Annotated in this window: 18 protein-coding genes; 9 read left to right on the top strand and 9 right to left on the bottom strand. The window is 64.2% G+C overall.

Features of this window, described 5'->3' with window-relative positions:
• Positions 1 to 6 precede the first annotated feature (6 nt).
• Positions 7 to 1605, bottom strand: coding sequence for an FAD-binding oxidoreductase (locus G6P88_RS05440; protein ID WP_165324916.1), 1599 nt, complete (start codon positions 1603 to 1605; stop codon positions 7 to 9).
• Between the two features lie 103 nt (positions 1606 to 1708).
• On the opposite strand from G6P88_RS05440, the gene G6P88_RS05435 reads away from it, so the two are divergent.
• Positions 1709 to 2392, top strand: coding sequence for a GntR family transcriptional regulator (locus G6P88_RS05435; RefSeq protein WP_165322227.1), 684 nt, complete (start codon positions 1709 to 1711; stop codon positions 2390 to 2392).
• Here the strand turns inward: G6P88_RS05435 and G6P88_RS05430 are convergent, their stop codons facing one another.
• Genes G6P88_RS05430 through G6P88_RS05415 form a run of 4 tightly spaced genes read right to left on the bottom strand, consistent with a single transcriptional unit; the run spans position 2393 to position 4886 of the window.
• Complete coding sequence (locus G6P88_RS05430) at positions 2393 to 3028, bottom strand: ATP-binding cassette domain-containing protein (protein WP_165322225.1); 636 nt, start codon at positions 3026 to 3028, stop codon at positions 2393 to 2395.
• Positions 3025 to 3690, bottom strand: a complete 666-nt coding sequence (gene modB, locus G6P88_RS05425) for a molybdate ABC transporter permease subunit (protein WP_165322223.1) — start codon at positions 3688 to 3690, stop codon at positions 3025 to 3027. The genes G6P88_RS05430 and modB overlap by 4 nt, the downstream gene beginning before the upstream one ends.
• Positions 3691 to 3693: 3 nt before the next feature.
• Complete coding sequence (gene modA, locus G6P88_RS05420; protein WP_165322222.1) at positions 3694 to 4446, bottom strand: molybdate ABC transporter substrate-binding protein; 753 nt, start codon at positions 4444 to 4446, stop codon at positions 3694 to 3696.
• A gap of 59 nt (positions 4447 to 4505) precedes the next feature.
• Positions 4506 to 4886 carry a winged helix-turn-helix domain-containing protein gene (locus tag G6P88_RS05415; RefSeq protein ID WP_165322220.1) on the bottom strand — a complete coding sequence of 127 codons (381 nt, stop codon included), beginning with the start codon at positions 4884 to 4886 and terminating at the stop codon, positions 4506 to 4508.
• 139 nt (positions 4887 to 5025) lie between these two features.
• Here G6P88_RS05415 and epsC point away from each other — a divergent pair, with 139 nt between their 5' ends.
• Genes epsC through G6P88_RS05400 form a run of 3 tightly spaced genes read left to right on the top strand, consistent with a single transcriptional unit; the run spans position 5026 to position 8027 of the window.
• Positions 5026 to 6000 carry a serine O-acetyltransferase EpsC gene (gene epsC, locus G6P88_RS05410; protein WP_165322219.1) on the top strand — a complete coding sequence of 325 codons (975 nt, stop codon included), beginning with the start codon at positions 5026 to 5028 and terminating at the stop codon, positions 5998 to 6000.
• Complete coding sequence (locus G6P88_RS05405) at positions 5990 to 6622, top strand: RBBP9/YdeN family alpha/beta hydrolase (RefSeq protein ID WP_165322217.1); 633 nt, start codon at positions 5990 to 5992, stop codon at positions 6620 to 6622. The genes epsC and G6P88_RS05405 overlap by 11 nt, the downstream gene beginning before the upstream one ends.
• A 31-nt stretch (positions 6623 to 6653) precedes the next feature.
• On the top strand, positions 6654 to 8027 hold the full coding sequence (locus G6P88_RS05400) for an alanine/glycine:cation symporter family protein (protein WP_165324915.1): 1374 nt from the start codon (positions 6654 to 6656) through the stop codon (positions 8025 to 8027).
• Positions 8028 to 8057: 30 nt separating this feature from the next.
• Here the strand turns inward: G6P88_RS05400 and G6P88_RS05395 are convergent, their stop codons facing one another.
• Positions 8058 to 9872 carry a gamma-glutamyltransferase family protein gene (locus tag G6P88_RS05395; protein WP_165322215.1) on the bottom strand — a complete coding sequence of 605 codons (1815 nt, stop codon included), beginning with the start codon at positions 9870 to 9872 and terminating at the stop codon, positions 8058 to 8060.
• A gap of 15 nt (positions 9873 to 9887) precedes the next feature.
• A complete protein-coding gene (locus G6P88_RS05390) occupies positions 9888 to 11117 on the bottom strand; it encodes a threonine synthase (protein ID WP_206335870.1) in 1230 nt (409 codons plus the stop codon).
• A gap of 71 nt (positions 11118 to 11188) precedes the next feature.
• On the opposite strand from G6P88_RS05390, the gene G6P88_RS05385 reads away from it, so the two are divergent.
• Together G6P88_RS05385 and G6P88_RS05380 are read left to right on the top strand one after the other, a co-directional pair.
• The gene (locus tag G6P88_RS05385; RefSeq protein ID WP_425594477.1) at positions 11189 to 11734 is read left to right on the top strand and encodes an organic hydroperoxide resistance protein; all 546 of its coding nucleotides are present in this window, start codon (positions 11189 to 11191) and stop codon (positions 11732 to 11734) included.
• Positions 11731 to 12198 (top strand): MarR family winged helix-turn-helix transcriptional regulator, encoded by a 468-nt coding sequence (locus tag G6P88_RS05380; protein WP_206335869.1) that lies wholly within the window; start codon positions 11731 to 11733, stop codon positions 12196 to 12198. The genes G6P88_RS05385 and G6P88_RS05380 overlap by 4 nt, the downstream gene beginning before the upstream one ends.
• Positions 12199 to 12217: 19 nt before the next feature.
• Here G6P88_RS05380 and G6P88_RS05375 read toward each other — a convergent pair whose 3' ends face one another.
• Together G6P88_RS05375 and G6P88_RS05370 are read right to left on the bottom strand one after the other, a co-directional pair.
• Positions 12218 to 12475, bottom strand: coding sequence for a hypothetical protein (locus G6P88_RS05375; protein WP_165322213.1), 258 nt, complete (start codon positions 12473 to 12475; stop codon positions 12218 to 12220).
• Between the two features lie 242 nt (positions 12476 to 12717).
• Positions 12718 to 13611, bottom strand: a complete 894-nt coding sequence (locus G6P88_RS05370) for an iron-containing redox enzyme family protein (protein WP_165322212.1) — start codon at positions 13609 to 13611, stop codon at positions 12718 to 12720.
• Between the two features lie 215 nt (positions 13612 to 13826).
• On the opposite strand from G6P88_RS05370, the gene G6P88_RS05365 reads away from it, so the two are divergent.
• From G6P88_RS05365 to G6P88_RS05355, 3 genes are all read left to right on the top strand, one after another.
• Positions 13827 to 14246: a secondary thiamine-phosphate synthase enzyme YjbQ gene (locus G6P88_RS05365; RefSeq protein ID WP_165322210.1), complete on the top strand. Its 420-nt coding sequence runs from the start codon at positions 13827 to 13829 to the stop codon at positions 14244 to 14246.
• Positions 14243 to 14716 carry an NUDIX hydrolase gene (locus G6P88_RS05360; RefSeq protein WP_345719199.1) on the top strand — a complete coding sequence of 158 codons (474 nt, stop codon included), beginning with the start codon at positions 14243 to 14245 and terminating at the stop codon, positions 14714 to 14716. The genes G6P88_RS05365 and G6P88_RS05360 overlap by 4 nt, the downstream gene beginning before the upstream one ends.
• Positions 14717 to 14793: 77 nt before the next feature.
• A complete protein-coding gene (locus tag G6P88_RS05355; protein ID WP_165322209.1) occupies positions 14794 to 17166 on the top strand; it encodes a hydrolase in 2373 nt (790 codons plus the stop codon).
• Positions 17167 to 17327: the final 161 nt, after the last annotated feature.

Raw genomic sequence — 17327 nt, 5'->3', positions numbered from 1 at the left:
TCCCCCTTACAGTCCCAGGCAGCCGGGATTCATGATGTTGTCCGGGTCGATCGCGGCCTTGATCCGGCCGGCCAGCCGGGCCAGGCCGGGGTCCTCCATCATCGGCTCGTAGGGATAATATTTGGCGATCTGCAGGTGTAGGCCGCCAAGCCCGTCGAACAGGTCGCGCAGTTCGTCCCGCAGCTGGAGTGCAACCGCGCGGCGCGCTTCGTTCGGCGGGATGTCCTTCCACTTCTCGGCGAATTCCGGCTCGATCAGCGACAAGCGGAAGGGACCGAGCTCGTCGTGCCAGTAGAAGCTCGGTTCGATCACGAACTCCGGGCCCGAGAAGCAGGTCAGGTAGCTGGTCTTGATGCCCCATTGGTCCATGAGAGGCGCGCGTTCGGCGAGGAAGGCCTCTGTCGCGCGGGCCGCATCGACCGCCCGGGACAGGGGAAAATAGCCGTGGACGGGGATCCAGATCTCGCCCTCAGAGCCGAGCAGAACAGTACGGACGCTGCCGAAAGGCGCATTGCGAAATACGGTCGGGATGGTGTTGGCCATCTCCGTGCCGCCTTCTTCGGCGCAAATTTCGGCGGCCAGATCGGTGTGCTCGGCGGCGACGCCTTCGGTCAGTCCGTCGAGCGTCATATGGAGTGAATAGGGGACGTCGCGCAGGATGCGTTTCCCGCCGAGCGCCACGCGCGCGGCATGCTTGAGCCCCTTGAGCCCCCCCTTGCGCGCGATCTTGCCGACGAGCGACAGGCCCTCTTCGAAGGTGATGCCCTGCTTCTCGAAGCCCGCATTATAATAGGGATCGAAACCATAGCATTCCGACGCGATACCGAGCCGGGCAATGCGGACCTGCGCCGACAGCATCGCGTCGAGCGTGCCGAAGCGATAGGACAGGAAGCCGGTATGGCGCGGGGCCGGGACGAGGCGCAGCGCCGCCACCGCCTTCACCCCCATGGCGCCATTGTCGGCGGTGAAGATGCCGGTGATGTCGGGGCCGAAATGGCGCCAGAAGGGGTTGGAATGGCGGTGCGCCCAGGAGCCGGTCGTCACGACCGAGCCATCGGCGAGCACCACCTTGAGGCCCAGCACGCTTTCGGCGGCGGTGCCCCCCACGCCCGAGCCATGGAACAGGCTGTTCTGCGACAGCGCGCCGCCGACGGTGGCATAGGCGCCCGACAGCGGGCCCCAATAGGGCGTGCTGAGGCCTAGCGGCGACAGCGCTTCGTGGAGCTTCTTCCAGGTGCACCCGGCCTGGACCAGCACGTACATGTCGTCGGCGTTGATCTCGACGATCTCGTCCATGGCGCGCATGTCGACGAGGATCGAGCGATCACGTGCGGGAACATAGCCCCCGGTGTAGGACATGCCCCCGCCGCGCGGGACGATGGGGCAGCCAGCCTCGGCCGCGCGTGCGACGCAGGCGGACAGCTGTTCGAGCGAGCGGGGACGGACCACGCACATCGCGGTTTCCCCGGGTCGCCAGCTGAGATCGGTCGAGAAGAAGCGACGGTCGGCGTCGCTGACCAGCAGGTCGTCAGGGCCGAGCAATTGCCGGAGTGCGTCCAGCAGCTGCGCATCCGTGCGATCGATCCGTTCCGCGACGTCGTCCATCCCAACACCCTCCTAGATGAGTCGACAAAAGTGTATGCAAAAGTTGGCGATCAAACAAGCGGTCATGCTTGGCGGGATGAAAGGGTTGGGATAAGGGCAGCGGATGGCCAGCAAAGCATCCGACCGCGACGAGGAAAACGGCGCGTCCCTCGTTTCCCATGTGGTTGATTCCATTGTCGATGGCGTGATGGCCGGACGCTACGCGCCGGGGCAGCGCCTGATTGCGGCGGACCTGGCTGAGGAATATAATGTGAGCCGCGCCCCCGTCCGCGAGGCACTGCACATGCTCGCGGGCGAGGGTGTGGTCGAGCTGATCGCCAATCGTGGCGCGCGGATCCGGCGCCTGTCGGTCAAGGACAGGATCGACTTTCTGGAGTTCACCGAGGCGCTGTGCGTACTGGGCGTGCGGCTGACTGCCGGCAAGGTCGGCGATCCGGAGATACGCGACGCCGTGATCGCGGCGTTCCAGCCGATCGAGGACAATGCGGTGCGCCGCAGCGCGCGCGACTTCGTCGACTCGCTATACCGCTATCATATCGAGCTCAACCGGCTGTCGGGGAACCGCTATGTCGAGTTCTTCTACAGCCGGCCCTATATGCGCTTCTTCACGACACTGTTGTCCGAACTCGCGCCGGGCGATCATTGGGATCAGTATCTGATCAACTATCGGTTGATCCACGACACCATCCTGACCGGCGACGCCCATTCGGCCGTGGTCACATTCTCCAGCCACATACGCTGGGTGCTGCGGAACATGCGCGAGGCACTGGCTGCCGACGAGGGGTGATCAGACGCTGGCCAGGCGGCCGTTTCGCAGGATCAGTGTTGTCGAAGCCAGCCGCTGGGCCTCCCCCTCGTCATGCGTGACGTAGACGACCGGCAGGCCAAGGTCTGGCAGCGTGTCCCCAAGCCAGCTGAGCATCGCAGCGCGTGCCGGGGAGTCCAGCGCGGACAAGGGCTCGTCCATCAACAGCAGGCGAGGCTGGCCGAGCAGCGCGCGAGCGATGGCGGCGCGCTGTGCTTCACCGCCCGACAGATTGCGCGGCATCGCTTCGAGCAATGAGCCGATGCCGGTTTGGCGGATGATCTCGTCCCGTTCGAAGGGGCCAGGCGGCGCGCGGCGTTCGGCAAAAAGGAGATTACGAGCGACCGAAAGGTGGGGAAGCAGCCCTTCGCCCTGAAAGACATAGCCGACGCGCCGTCTTTCGGCCGGTACGAATTGCCGTTCATCCTGCCAGATATCCGCACCGAAGCGAATGGTGCCGGGATGGCGATCGAGCCCCGCCAGCGCGCGCAACAGGCTGGTCTTGCCCGAGCCCGACGGACCAAGCAGCGCGGTGACGCCGGTCGAGGGGATCTCGACGTCGACCTCGAGCCGGAAGCGTGCGTCACGCTTTCCTTGCAACCGGATCACGATGGTCACGGACGGGGTGTCCCAATCCGCCGGTCGACCAGCAGCAGCGCCAGCAATGCGGCGAAGGAGAAGGCAACCAGCCAGGCGGCGATCCGATGCGCCTCGCCGAATTGCAGGCTTTCTACGAGCTGGAAGATGCGAGTGGAGAGGACTTCGGTCCGACCGGGTATGTTGCCGCCGATCATCAGCACCACGCCGAACTCGCCGACGGTATGGGCGAAGACAAGGATCGCGGCCGACAGGAAGCCGCGACGGGCCAGCGGGAGCGCCACATGGACGAAGCGGTCCCAAGGGCCCGCACCCATGGTTGCGGCGAGCTCAAGCGGCCGGTCGCCTATGGCCTCGAAGGCGGTGCGCAGCGGTTGAACGGCGAAGGGTAGAGAATAGAAGATCGAGCCGATCACCAGTCCGCTGAAGGTGAAAGCGAGTGTCCTTATCCCGAAGGGATGAAGCAGCGCCATCAGGGGACTGTCGGGGCCGAGCGCGATGAGAATGTAGAAGCCGATCACGGTCGGTGGCAGCACGAGGGGAAGGGCGGTGATCGCGCCGACCACCTCTCTGGCCCAATGCCGCGACCGGGCGAGCCACCAGGCCAGCGGCGTCGCCAGCAGCAGCAGCCAGATGGTCGTGACCAGAGCCAGTTCGATCGTCGTCAGGAGAACGAGCGCCATCGATCAGCGCGCTGCATAGCCGTAGCGGCGGATGATGCGCAGCGCGGCGTCGCTCTTCAGGAACTTCAGAAAAGCGCGGGCCGCAGGGTTGGCCGCACCGGTCTTCAACAGGATGGCCTGTTGCTCGATCGGCTTGTGCAGGCTGGCAGGGACGATCCAGCGCGATCCCCCCTTCACGTCGATGATCTGCGACAGTGCCACGAAACCCAGCTCTGCGGCGCCGGTGGAGGTGAACTGATAGGCCTGGGCTATAGACGTGCCCGTGACGATGCGCGGCTTGAGTCTTGCTTCGACACCAAGTGCTCGCATCGTTTCCAGCGCTGCCAGGCCGTAAGGTGCGCTGACAGGATCGGCGATGGCAATCTTCTCGAAGCGCCCGGTCCTGAGTACAGCGCCCGCCTTGTCCACAAGCCGCGGCGTCGTCGAAAAGAGCGCGAGCCGGCCCACGGCATAGGTGAAACGCGTAGCGGGGACGCCCAGCCCTTCCTGCTCGATCTTTACGGGGCGTTCGGCGTCGGCCGACAGGAACAGCTCGAACGGCGCACCGTGGCTGATCTGCGTATAGAAGGCGCCCGACGGGCCGAAGACGAGCTGTGCCTTATGGCCGGTCGCCTTCGCGAAGGCGGCTGCGATCTCCTTGGCAGGCTCAGTGAAATTGGCGGCGACGGCGACCGAGGTTTCGGCGGCGAAGGCCGATGATGCGGCGCAGGTGAAGAGCAGCATGAGGCCCAGATACAGGCGATAGCGCAAGGTCATGCCGAAACTCCCGGAAGATCGGCCTCGGGATGCTATATCGATACGGATATGGCAAGCAGTCAGTGCGCTGGGGGAAGCGGCTCGTTCCGCATCAGCCCTGCAAGTTCCCGGAAGGCGTCGCTCTCCGCTGCATCGAGAAGGCTGCGTTCGAGCGTGCGATAGGCGTGCAGAATGCGATGACCGAACTCCGTCACCCGAGCGCCTTTCTCGCGGCCACCACCGGGCGTGGTATCGACGACCCGTTCCTGCCAGCAGCGGTTCAGGCTGTCGACGAGAAGCCAGGTCCGCCGGTAGCTCATGCCCAGTGCCCTGCCGGCCGCCGAGATCGAGCCCTCGCGCTCGATCGCCTCGAGGAGGGCCGCCTTGCCAGGGCCGATCGCCGGCTCGTCACCCGCGTATAGCTGAGCCTTGAGTTTCAGGGGGCCGAGACGCGGTACCATGCGGCGAGCCTATCACCGGTGTCGGACCGCGTCACGCACCTGACGTGTCCATGATATATTTCCTATCAATTCGGTAGAGAAAAATTGCTTTCGCTCGCAGGTCGGCCGGCTATCCCAGCATCCAGCAAGAGAGGCCCTGATGACGAACCCTATCGATGACAGCCTGGACGCGCCGCCCGGGCATTATTGGGACATAGACCGCATAACCTCCGAATTGCGCGTCGCGCGCGACGACTGGCGGGGCGCACATCGGCGGAACGCCGAACTGGGCTCAGTCGGCTTTCCCTCGCGTCACGTGCTGGACAAGATCATGTCGGCGCTGTGCGGCGCGCTGTTTCCGTTGCGCCTCGGACCCAGCTTTGTCCGGCTGGAAAATGAAGAGGCTTATGTCGCCGAGACGCTGCAGACCGCGCTGAGCCGGCTTTATGGCCAGATCCGCCTCGAGCTGGGCTATTCACGCGACGGCGAGGGGATGCACCGCGTCGATGCCGAAGCCGGGCGCATCATCGGTCATTTTGCCCAAGCCCTTCCGACGCTCAGGCGTCTCTTGGACAAGGATATCGAAGCGGCTTATGCGGGCGACCCGGCGGCGCGCAGCGTCGACGAGGTGCTGATCTGCTATCCCTGCGTGATCGCCATCGTCCACCACAGGCTGGCCCATCTGCTGCATCGGCTCGGGGCACCGCTGGTGGCGCGGATCATCTCGGAAATCGCTAATTCGCGGACCGGGATCGACATCCATCCGGGAGCGACGATCGGCGAGTCCTTCTTCATCGACCATGGCACTGGCGTGGTGATCGGCGAGACTACGGTGATCGGTGACCGCGTCCGCCTGTACCAGGCGGTGACGCTCGGTGCGCGGAGCTTCCCGGCCGACGAGGATGGGGCGATCAAGCGCGGGCAACCGCGGCATCCGGTCGTCGAGGATGACGTCGTCATCTATGCCGGGGCGACGATATTGGGCCGGGTGACGATCGGTGCAGGTTCGACGATCGGCGGCAATGTATGGCTGACCTCGAGCGTGCCGCCCGGCAGCGTGGTGCATCAGGCGCGCGCCGATCGCGATGCCGGCGAGCGGCCGGCTCTTCTGACGGGAGCCGCCGATGAGCAGTGAGCGGCCGCTGTGCCTGATCGTGCCGGGCTTGGACAATTCGGGGCCAGACCATTGGCAGACGCTGTGGCAGGCGCGGCGGGACGATTGCCGCCGGGTCGATCTCGGCTGCTGGTCGGAGCCGGACAGGCGGATCTGGACCGAGCGGCTGGACGCGGCCGTGGCGATGACGGATGGACCGCTGGTGCTGGTCGCACACAGCCTCGGCTGCCTGACGATCGCCTGGTGGGCACAGGCGTTCGAGACGGCGAGCCTCGGCCGGGTCAAGGGCGCGCTGCTGGTCGCGCCTCCCGACGTCGATGCGCCCGACGCCCATCCGCTGGTTCGCCGATTCTCACCGGCGCCGGTGCGGCAGCTGCCCTTTCCGTCGATTCTCGTTGCGAGCCGCAACGACCGGTACGCGACTTTCGACCGGCTCGAGTGGCTGGCCCGGGCCTGGGGCAGTCGCTTCGTAGATGCGGGTCATTGCGGGCACATCAATGCGCAGTCGGACCTGGGATATTGGCCGGATGGCGAAGTCCTGCTGGAAGAACTGATTGCTGGCGATCATGACGCCGTCGAGGTTCGGGCGGGAAAGTCGGAGGCTTCGAACGATCGCAATGACCGGGCGCGGACTTGGCAATGACAAGGTGGAACAACCCGGCTAGCGTCCGATGATGGAGAGTTTCAATCGCATCGTCGACGCGCTGACCGGCGCGGTCTTCTTCAAGATTCCGTTGCTGGGCACCCAGATCGAGCTCGTCGTGCTCTATCTGGCGGTGCCGATGCTGTTCTTCACGGTCTGGCTGGGATTTCCGAACATACGCTGCATCGGGCATGCGTTTCGTATCCTGCGCAACCAGCCGCGCGAAGGCGAGGCGAAGGGCGATGTCAGCCAGTTCGCCGCCTTGACGACGGCGCTCGCCGGAACGATCGGCCTGGGCAATATCGCAGGCGTTGCGGTCGCGCTGACGATGGGCGGGCCGGGTGCGATCTTCTGGATGTTCGCGATCGGCTGGTTCGCGATGACGGTGAAGATGGCCGAGGTTACGCTGGGCCTGAAATACCGCGTCACCGACGAATATGGCTATGTCCATGGCGGCCCGATGTATGTGCTGAAGGCGGTGCTCGGACGACGCGGGCTGCCGCGACTGGGTGTCATCCTCGGTGGGTTTTATGCCTTCTTCGCGCTGTTCGGAGCCATACCGATGGTGCAGGTCAACCAGAGCTTCGCGCAGGTCAGCGTCGTCACCGGCTTTACCAATGGCTGGATCTACGGGATCGGCCTGGCCTTCGCGGTCGCGCTGGTGACTCTCGGCGGGGCGCATTGGCTGGGCGAGGTGTCGAAGCGGCTGACGCCGTTGAAGGTCGGGGTCTATCTGGCGGGCATCCTCGCCATCCTCGTGCTGCATGCCGATGCGATCCCGGCGGCGCTCGCCGCGATCTGGCGTGGAGCCTGGGGCTTCGATGCGGCGGCTGGCGGCGCGGTGGGGGCCTTCGTGGCGGGCATGCGCCGGGCCGTGTTCGCCAGCGAAGCAGGCGTCGGATCGGCGGTGATGGCACACAGCCTCGCGCGGACCGAGCATCCGGTCTCGGAGGGCATGGTGGCACTGCTGGAGCCGTTGCTGGGCACGATGATCGTATGCGGCATCGGCGGGCTGGCGATGGTCGTGGCGGGCACGTGGACCGATCCAAATTTGAAGGGGATCGAGATCACCAGCGCGGCGTTCGCGCATGTTTCCAGCTGGTTCCCGCTGCTGCTCGCGATCGTGGTCGTGCTGTTTGCCTATTCGACGCTTGTCGCCTGGGGTTTCTATGGCCTTCAGGCCTGGGGCTATCTGTTCGGCCATGGGCCGAAGGCGCAGTGGAGCTACAAGATCCTTTACATCGTGGCCCTGCCACCGGCGGCGGTGATCGATCTGGGCCGGGTGATCGACATCATCGACAGCAGCTTCTTCCTGATGGCGATCCCCAATGTGCTCGCGCTGTTCCTGTGCGCGGGCGAACTGCGCCGCGACGTCAGGGCCTATCGCGAACAGGCCGGCGTCTGATCGAGCGGGCGGCCGGAGCCGCCCGATGCGTTAATAGGCGAGGGCGCAGCCGTCGGCGCGCATCTCGCTCGCGGCCGCATAGACGCGCTCCTGCCCGTCCATGCGGTGCTCGACCGCCTGATAGCGGCCGAAGGCGGCGTCGGATTCGCCGAGCGTCCAGCCGCGCGACCGGAGCCCATCGCGGGTCGCGGCCGGGACGCCGTTTTCGAGGCGCAGCAGGCCGGTTGCCGGGAGGCCGGGCGAATCCTCGCCCATCGACTGCGACGAACCCTCATGATGCCAGCGCGGGCTGTCTCCCGCCGCCTGGACATCGAGCCCATAGTCGCGACGGTTGACGATGATCTGGGTCTGGCCCTGTGGCTGCATGTCGCCACCCATGACGCCGAAGCTCATCCAGGGGGCGTCGCCGCGTGTCGCGAAACCGGGGATGATCGTCTGGAAGGGGCGCTTACCCGGCGCATAGATGTTGGGATGGCCATCCTTCAACGAGAAGAGCTGGCCCCGATCCTGGAACATGAAGCCGAGCCCATCGGCAACGAGGCCCGATCCCATGCCCCGGAAGTTGGACTGGATCATCGACACCATCATCCCGTCCTTGTCGGCGCAGGTGAAGTAGGTGGTGTCGCCGCGTGAGGGCGCCTGGCCCGGCCGGACGTCCGGATTGATGCGGTCGGGGCGGATCAGGCGGGCGCGCTGCGCGGCGTAGTCCTTGGAGATCAACCACTCGATCGGGATCTTCGAGAAGTTCGGATCGGCATAATAGCGGGCGCGATCCTCATAGGCGAGGCGCTTGGCTTCGGCCTGGAGGTGGATGGACAGCGCGGACTGGAAGCCGGCGCCATCCATGTCGAAATTTTCGAGGATGTTGAGCATCTGCAGCGTTGCGATGCCTTGCGTGTTCGCGCCGAGCGCATGGACCCCGACGCCGCGATAGTCGGTCTTGTGCGGGGTGATCCATTCGCCCTTGTGCGCGGCGAGGTCCTCGGCACGCAGCCAGCCGCCGATCCGCCGGAAATAGGCGTCAATCGTCTTCGCGATATCGCCTTTGTAAAAGGCGTCGCGGCCGCCGTCGGCGATCATCCTGTAGGTGCGGGCGAGATCGGGGTTGCGGAAGATGCTGCCGGTCTGCGGCCCGTTGCCGCCCATCGACCAGGTCCGCAAGGCGTTGTCGGTCTCCTCGATACCATTGCCCGGCTTGCGGAAGTTCACGAGGGCGCGGCGGATATAATAAGCGATGATGTCGGGGACGGGGGCTCCGTTGGTCGCCAGATCGATCGCAGGCTCGAACAGTTCGGCCCATTTCAGGCGGCCATAGCGCTGGTGCATCTGCGCCCAGGCGTCGACCGTGCCCGGCACCGACACGGTGACCGCGCCGAGTGGCGGCAGCGCGCCGTTAACCGCCCGGGCGCGAGCGGTTTCCAGAGAAAGCGCGCGGGGCGAAGCGCCCGAGCCCGCCAGCCCCATGACGGCCTTGGCCTTCGGGTCCCAGAGCATTGCATAGCAATCGCCGCCGATGCCGCAGGAGGTCGGTTCGAGAAAGCCGAGACAGGCATTGATCGCGATGGCCGCGTCGACGGCCGAACCGCCCTTGCGCAGGATGGCGATGCCGGCCTGGGTCGCGAGCGGATGGGCGGTTCCTGCGGCGCCCGACATGCCATAGGCGGCGGTGCGGCTGGCGAAGCTTGCCCCTATCGGCCTGTCGCCTGCATGGACGTCCCCACGCTCGAAGCGGTCTTCTCCTTCGCGCCAGCGCGGAGAAGAGGGCTGGGCGGCCGCTGCGCGGGCAATCGAAGGCGCAGCGACTGCCGCAGCCGGCAGCGAGGCGAGGAACAGGCGGCGGTCCATGGCAGCGTCCTTCTGTCAGAGCGAGTCGAAGTCGATCCGCTCGTTCCGGTCGAGCGTCTGGGGAGCGGCGGGCATCGGATATTTGAGGCCCGTCGAGCAGTTGAACAGGATCGACTTGTCTGTTTCCGACACCCATCCCTCGGCAATCGCCAGTCGATAGGCGGCGAGCGTTGCTCCGCCTTCCGGACAGAGGAGCATTCCATCCTTCCGGGCGGCGTCGTCAACGGCCTGCAGAATGTCGGGATCTTCGACGGCGACAGCTCGGCCCCCGCTCGCGCGTACGGCGCGAAGGATCAGGAAATCGCCGACAGCGCGCGGGACGCGGATGCCGGCCGCGACGGTATGGGCGTCTTCCCAGCGGTCGGCATGCTCCACCCCGTCGTCGAACGCCTTGACGATCGGCGCGCACCCGGCCGCCTGCACCGCGAACATCTTCGGGCGATGCGACCCGATCCAGCCAAGTGCCTCAAGTTCGTCAAATGCCTTCCACATGCCGATCAGGCCCGTTCCTCCTCCGGTCGGGTAGAAGATCGCATCGGGCAGTTCCCAGCCGAGTTGCGCGGCCAGTTCGAGGCCCATCGTCTTCTTGCCTTCGATCCGGTAGGGCTCCTTGAGGGTGGAGAAATCGAACCAGCGGCCTTGGCGCGCGCCTTCGCCGACGATCGCGCCACAATCGTCGATCAGGCCATTGACGCGCCAGACGCGAGCACCCTGCATCGCAATCTCGCGCACGTTGATCTCGGGCGTATCCTCCGGACAGAAGACGAGCGTCTCGATCCCGCAACGGGTCGCGTAAGCAGCGAGTGCGGCGCCGGCATTGCCGTTGGTCGGCATCGCGATGCGGGTAACTCCGAGCGCCTTCGCCATCGACACCGCCATCACCAGACCGCGTGCCTTGAAAGAACCGGTCGGGAGGCGGCCTTCGTCCTTCACGAGAACGGAAGCTCCAGCCGATCGTGGAAGATCGACGAGCGGGGTTTCGATCTCGCCGAGACTGACGATGTCCTCGCTGCGGCGTACCGGCAGCATTTCGCGCCACCGCCATAGATCAGTTGGGCGGGCTTCAATGTCGTTGCGAGACAGCGCCTTGCGCATGGCTTGGAGGTCATAGCGGACGAGAAGCGGGCGGCCCGCCGCCGAGAGACCATGCAGCTCACCCGCTGGATAACGCTCACCGGTCAGCGAACATTCGAGATGGCTGACGAAACTCGGTCGAGCTTGAGTCAGGTTCGAGTTTCTCTCCATCTCTCTGTCTTATCGACAGAATTCGGTCACGAAAAGCCTCGTGTCCGCAGCGGCACCACCCTTTCGGCCATATGTCTGGCGAGCGCACCTTGCATGTGGAAGGCAGTCACGCCGAAAAAATTATAGGCAATTATCTTGTTTGCAATCAGATTGTGCAATATATGTATCTGGGAAGAGCAGAGGAGTTAGGTATGAGCCAACTATATTCGACGCGTGTCCACGCCCATGGCGGTCGTAGCGGAGCGATCAAGAGCGAGGACGGTATTCTCGATCTGCCGCTGGCGCTGCCGAAGGAATTGGGCGGCAAGGGCGGGGCGACCAACCCCGAGCAGCTTTTCGCCGCAGGCTATGCCGCCTGTTTCGAAAATGCGGTCATTCACGTCACGCGCGGTCAGGCGGACAAGGTGACGGACGACGACATCGAGGTTTCCTGTGAGGTCGGCCTGTTGCCGAACGGGCAGGGCGGCTTTAACCTCGCAGTCTCTCTCGATGTCGAGATCGCCGGTGTCGACCAATCGAAGGCCGAAGAGATCGTAAAGGCTGCCCACGCCGTGTGCCCTTATTCCAACGCGATCCGCGGCAATATCGAGGTCAAGTTCAGGATCTTCACGCAATGAATGACAGGGTGGCAGCGTTGGATGGAGAAGGTGATCCCCTGCTGCTCGATCGGCAGGTCTGCTTCCCCCTCTACGCTGCCACCAACCTTCTCAATCGCCTCTATGGCCCGGTCTTGCGGCAATTGGGGCTGACTTATCCCCAATATCTCGTGATGCTGGTGCTGTGGGAAAGGGCCCCCCAGACGGTGGGGACGCTCGGCGCGCGCCTGTATCTCGACAGCGGGACATTGACCCCGCTGTTGAAGCGGATGGAGGCTGCAGGCCATGTAACCCGGTCGCGCGATCCGGAAGACGAGCGTCGGGTGGTGATCGGCCTGACCGACGCAGGGAGGGCCCTGCGCGAGAGGGCTCTGCATGTCCCCGGGACCATCGCCAAGGGACGCACGCCCGAAGGAATAGAGGAGTTACGCGAAAGCGTGCAAAAGCTGGTGGCGGCGCTGGCAGAACATAGCGAGCAGGGCTGACGCCCACATAAGAACCGCCTTAGTGCGCCGCCAGCCAGGTGCGGGCGCGGCGCTGAGCCTCCACGATTTCCTGGCGGGTCATCTGGTGTGCAATATCCGCACGACAATGTTGGGCCTCTGCCGAGCCGGACAGAGCGGCCAGATTGAACCATTGATGCGCCGTTACGAGATCCAGCGGAAAGCCATCGGCGCCTGTCGAATAGGCAAATCCGAGGTCCAGCATATATTCCGTATCCGTAGCGGTCATGACCGCCGCACTAGCGATATTGGTTCCCATGGCCTTGCTCCTTCGCGTCAAACATCGCGAATTCGCGGCAAATAAATGGTTAATCCAAGATCATACGTTAGTCTAATCCGGCATCGGTTCCGATCAGCCGCCTAACATGCCTCAAATAGCCTGTGAACGGACCATGTCATTGAAAAGACGAAGGGGTCCGTGCAGCTATGGAGCAAAGGACGAGGCATGCCACTCATAGGTAGTTCTACCAAGTAAGTTACCGCGCAAGTCGTCAGTCCGGGCTATTTCCATAATATCGTGCGATAACGATCAAAACAGCGTGCACCGCAACGAAGGCGGATCAGCGCCCCTTCCGCGAGCGCAACCGCGCGTGAAGGGTCTTCTTCGAGGAGTGGGCGGATCGCTTCGCGGTTCCAATCGGCGCTGTGTTTGACGTCCAACACGGCATGGAGGTCGAAATATCGTCTCTCCCTGTCGCTCAGACCGATGCGTCGCAACCCTTTAGCCACCATGGCCGATCGTCCGGGGGCCGTCAGTTCGATGGCGCCGAGCGCGCCTACCGAATGCCAGGCGTAGTCCCGATGCGTTGCCATCGCGGTCATGGCGTTGGCAAGTGCCAGACTCTCCCAAACGGTATTGTCGATCGTGGGTTCTACGTCGAGAATGGCCACGAGCGCATCCAGCATGGGACCGTGCATGCCAGCGGGATTGCCGCGACCCATCTCGTCCCAATAGTTTCGAGCAAGTTCGAGTTTGGCTCTTGCTGGCATCTTCACTTGTGTCATCGCCACGAGATCGTCGAACCCCGCCTCCCCGGCGGCTTCCTGTTCGAAGAACCAGCGCAGTTGTTCCCGGTCGGCTTCGTCCGCAAGCCACGGAAAGAGCATGTCCCCTTGTCCGGGGCCATGAAGCTTGAGGCTCTCGAACCAATTGACGAAGCCGTCAGCGTCGCGTGGAACATCGGCTGCGGCCGCCGAAACTTCCGAACGCAGATGGGCAAGGAAAGCGCGCTCAAGCCTGAGCATCCGGACATCATGCTCAAACGCGTCGGAACCCGCATCGGGCTGGCGGGGAGACAATCTTTCGCGGTTCCAGCGCGCCAGTCCCCTCTGGAAAGTCTCCGTCAGGAACTGCGAACTTCGTTCTTCTCGTACTCTATCATAACGGGTCGCCATCGATCTGCCTTATCTTGGAATATGGCGAGAGAACGAAGCCTTCATGGCGGATGTTCCTATTGTGACGCCTCCGATCCACCTGATTTCCTTCGACATTGCGAGCTTGGCCCTGAGGCTGGAACTCGGCTTGTTCATGCCATGATGTGATTGACGCCGCGGTCCGGGTAGGGAATGCAAGGCAGACACAATCGCTTAGCGATCGATTGGGAGGAAGGATGCACCAAGCCCAGCACCCGCTGATCATCGAGAGCCATCGGCAAGGTTTGACGGATATCAGCGCCGAGGTCGTTACCTGGGTGGGGGCGCAGCAGATGAGATCCGGCGTGTTGACGATGTTCTGCACCCACACATCGGCATCTTTGCTGATCCAGGAGAATGCCGCCCCGGAGGCACGAGCCGACCTCGAACGGTATTTCGCTCGCCTCGCGCCCGAGGATCCCGGCGCCTATGACCATGACGAGGAAGGGCCAGACGACATGCCTGCGCATCTCAGAGCTGCCCTGACGCAGGTGCACCTTTCCATTCCTCTGGCTGGGGGACGGCTGGCGCTCGGCCAGTGGCAGGGCATTTATCTGTTCGAGCACCGCCGCCGGCCACATCGGCGCACGATCATCCTGCACCTGGTCGGGGAATGATGCGGCCGCGGAGCGCAGGAGTGCTGCCCTATCGCTGGTGCGATGGCCGGCTGGAAATATTGCTCGTGCTTCCCGGGGGGCCCTATTGGCGAAAGCGCGGGCCGGGTGCCTGGCAAATCGCAAAAGGCGCGATCGAGCAGGGGGAAACGCCCGAACTGGCCGCCCGGCGCGAGGCGCAGGAGGAACTCGGCGTTGCAATGCCGGCAGTCCTGCTGCCGCTGGGCTCGATCCGCCAGAAAGCGGGCAAGGAAGTCGAAGCCTTCGCTACCGAACTGGATCTCGATCCCGCGCGGATCCGGAGCAACATGTTCGAGCTCGAATGGCCGCGCCGCAGCGGGCGTATGCAGAGCTTTCCCGAAGTCGCGGAAGGACGTTGGTTTTCCGTGAGCGAGGCGCTGGAACAGATGCTGGAAAGCCAGCGTCCGCTGATCGTGCGGCTTGCCGAAAAGGTGGGCGGAGAGGCGCCGTGATCATGCGCCGATCATGGTTAACGCGATCTTAGGGTTGCTGCGCGATACCGGCAGCAAATTCCGCCGGAAGGATTGCCATGAAGATCAGCGTGACCGCGCAGGACATCCCCAGCTTGCTCGACCGGGTTCCGCCGACCATCTCCATATTGTCGCTCGACTGTTTCGACACGCTCCTGTGGCGGAACTGCCAGGCCCCTTCGGACGTGTTCACGGGCCTGCCCATCCAGGGCGGCGCGATCGAGCCGCGCGTCATCGCCGAGCGGGAGGCCCGAAAGGCCGAAGCCTATCGCTCCGGGCGGCGCGAGACATCGATCGAAGCGATCCACGCCCGCCTGCTGCCCGGTGTCGCCGCCAGCGAGATCGCTGCGTCCGTCGCGACCGAGATCGCGGCAGAGGTACGGCATTGCTATGCCTTTCCGCCGGTCGTGGCGCTCATGCGCGCCGCCAAGGCGCGCGGGCTCAAAATCATCATCGTCAGCGACACCTATTTCAGCGCAGAGCAACTGCTTTCGCTGATCGAAGCCTCGGCAGGTGGTGAAGTGGCGGCCCTGATCGATCGGATATTCACCTCGTCCGAGCATGGGCTGAGCAAGGCGGAAGGTCTGTTCCAGCCGGTATTGGAGGCCTTGAAGGTTCGTCCTCAAGCCCTGTTGCACCTCGGCGACAACGAGATCGCCGACCAGTCGGCGCCATCCGCCCTGGGGATCGCCACCGCGCATTTCGTGCAGTTCGACAAGGACGCCGAAGCACGGCTGCGGCTGGAAGCCATGGCTGCGGTAATGCTGGATCCTGCGACGCGCCAGACGGAGGCGGTCATGCAGCCGCATCGCCCGCTGCTGTCGCTTCGGCAAGAGCAGGATCCCGCCTTCGCGATGGGCCATGACGTGATGGGTCCGTTGCTGCACGGCTTCGCCCAGTGGGTGGAGGCGGAGGCGGTCCAGCTCTCGAAGGAGCATGGGCGGCCGGTCAAGATCATGTTCCTGATGCGCGACGGCTTTCTTCCGATGAAGCTGTTCGAGACGCTGGAGACGGGGCGCGGCTATGGCGACTTGTCGATAAGCCGCCTGACGGCCGGACGGGCCAGCCTGATGGATCATGGCGCCGTCGAAGCGTTGGTTGCGCGAGAGGCCGGCAAGCAGCGACTCGACGTGATCGGCGGGATGTTGTTGCTGGAACCCCATGAAGCGCGGAAGATTGCCGGGCCGTCCGGCGACGTTTCGACGTTCGAACGCAAAATATGCCAGTCGGATGCTGCCCAGAAGGTGGTGCGCCGCTCGACACGCTATGCCGATCGGCTGATCGAGCATGTGCGCAAGCAGGGCGTCGTCGACGGCGACCTGCTGATGCTGGTCGATCTCGGCTATCATGGCACGGTCCAGGACCGGGTGGTGCCTCTGCTGAAGGCGCGGATGAACGTCGAGATTGCGGGCCGATATCTGCTCCTGCGGGAGAATGAGCCGACCGGGCTCGACAAGAAGGGGTGGTTCGACAAGCGCCATTACAGCCGGGAAGTCCTCTCGGTGCTCGGCTCTTCGATCGCGGTAGTCGAGCAGATCTGCACCCAGGCGAAAGGCTCGGTGATCGATTATCACCCCAATGGGAAGCCGATCCACGAGAAGCCGGGCGACAAGGGCCGCCAGAGCGAGACCCGCGACCGCATACAGGCCGGCGCGATCGCGTTCGGCCGGGCTGCGAGCGCGCTGGGCCGGACATCGATATCCGACGACCCGGACTGCAGGAGAAAGTCGGCTGCCGCCGTCCTGGCCCGCCTGATGTATTTGCCTACCGCAGCCGAGGTCGCCACGGTCGGCGACTTCACGCATGACGCCAATCTCGGTTCGTCCAGTCACATGAAGATGCTGGACAAGTCGCGGTCGGTCCGGGGGCTCCGCCGCCGCGGGCTCCATTATCTGCAGAGCACGGCGCGCATGTTTCTGCCGGGGGAGTTGCAGGAACAGGGGCTGGCGATGAACCTGGCCCTGTTCGGAATCGTGCGCGGGGCGCTCGACGTCCGCGAGAGCGACTTCCTGGCCGGGGGCATAACAGTGCCCGTGATCCTCGCCAATGCACGAGGGGACTGCATGATGGATATCGAGGCCTATCCAACGCATGACGGCTATTACCGGATGATCGTCCCCGCTCGTCAGGACCTTACCGTCGCGGTGCTGCTCGGCAATTGCTACGAGGCCGTCCAGATCGAGGATATCAGCTTTCAGCCGATCGAACTGCCCAGCGCAGAGCCGGGGCGGAACGAGCGGCCCGATATCGAGGCGCCTTTCGTCCAAGAAGGCATGGAGCCGGTGGTCGACGATCTGTTTCGCTGCACCGCTTCGGCCGCAGTGCTGGTTCCGCCTCTCCCGGCCGTCGCGCAGGGCGACTATAAGCTGTGCATCGCCTTCCGGCCGGTGGTCCGCCGTTCGGATGCACTGGCCGAGCGGCAGGCTGCCTGACCCATGCAAAAGATTCGTGTTCTTATTTTGTTCTTGACTTTGGCGAGTCGGGTCGATATGCATAAAAACACAGTGGGGTTGCCACGTAGAAATTAGCCGACCGAACGGCTGACCCCCGGATATTCGAAACGCCCGCTGGACTCCGGTCTGGCGGGCGTTTT

This window comes from Rhizorhabdus phycosphaerae, from assembly GCF_011044255.1.
Lineage (GTDB): Bacteria > Pseudomonadota > Alphaproteobacteria > Sphingomonadales > Sphingomonadaceae > Rhizorhabdus > Rhizorhabdus phycosphaerae.
This window is presented reverse-complemented; position numbering and strand designations above follow the sequence as displayed.

Bases quoted from the DNA above. Each gene is read 5' to 3' on its own strand.
- G6P88_RS05435 (WP_165322227.1), top strand. From the start codon at position 1,709: ATGGCCAGCAAAGCATCCGACCGCGACGAGGAAAACGGCGCGTCCCTC.
- G6P88_RS05440 (WP_165324916.1), bottom strand. From the start codon at position 1,605: ATGGACGACGTCGCGGAACGGATCGATCGCACGGATGCGCAGCTGCTG.
- epsC (WP_165322219.1), top strand. From the start codon at position 5,026: ATGACGAACCCTATCGATGACAGCCTGGACGCGCCGCCCGGGCATTAT.
- G6P88_RS05395 (WP_165322215.1), bottom strand. From the start codon at position 9,872: ATGGACCGCCGCCTGTTCCTCGCCTCGCTGCCGGCTGCGGCAGTCGCT.
- G6P88_RS05360 (WP_345719199.1), top strand. From the start codon at position 14,243: ATGATGCGGCCGCGGAGCGCAGGAGTGCTGCCCTATCGCTGGTGCGAT.
- modB (WP_165322223.1), bottom strand. From the start codon at position 3,690: ATGGCGCTCGTTCTCCTGACGACGATCGAACTGGCTCTGGTCACGACC.
- G6P88_RS05405 (WP_165322217.1), top strand. From the start codon at position 5,990: ATGAGCAGTGAGCGGCCGCTGTGCCTGATCGTGCCGGGCTTGGACAAT.
- modA (WP_165322222.1), bottom strand. From the start codon at position 4,446: ATGACCTTGCGCTATCGCCTGTATCTGGGCCTCATGCTGCTCTTCACC.
- G6P88_RS05415 (WP_165322220.1), bottom strand. From the start codon at position 4,886: ATGGTACCGCGTCTCGGCCCCCTGAAACTCAAGGCTCAGCTATACGCG.
- G6P88_RS05390 (WP_206335870.1), bottom strand. From the start codon at position 11,117: ATGGAGAGAAACTCGAACCTGACTCAAGCTCGACCGAGTTTCGTCAGC.
- G6P88_RS05375 (WP_165322213.1), bottom strand. From the start codon at position 12,475: ATGGGAACCAATATCGCTAGTGCGGCGGTCATGACCGCTACGGATACG.
- G6P88_RS05355 (WP_165322209.1), top strand. From the start codon at position 14,794: ATGAAGATCAGCGTGACCGCGCAGGACATCCCCAGCTTGCTCGACCGG.
- G6P88_RS05380 (WP_206335869.1), top strand. From the start codon at position 11,731: ATGAATGACAGGGTGGCAGCGTTGGATGGAGAAGGTGATCCCCTGCTG.
- G6P88_RS05370 (WP_165322212.1), bottom strand. From the start codon at position 13,611: ATGGCGACCCGTTATGATAGAGTACGAGAAGAACGAAGTTCGCAGTTC.
- G6P88_RS05400 (WP_165324915.1), top strand. From the start codon at position 6,654: ATGGAGAGTTTCAATCGCATCGTCGACGCGCTGACCGGCGCGGTCTTC.
- G6P88_RS05385 (WP_425594477.1), top strand. From the start codon at position 11,189: ATGTCTGGCGAGCGCACCTTGCATGTGGAAGGCAGTCACGCCGAAAAA.
- G6P88_RS05365 (WP_165322210.1), top strand. From the start codon at position 13,827: ATGCACCAAGCCCAGCACCCGCTGATCATCGAGAGCCATCGGCAAGGT.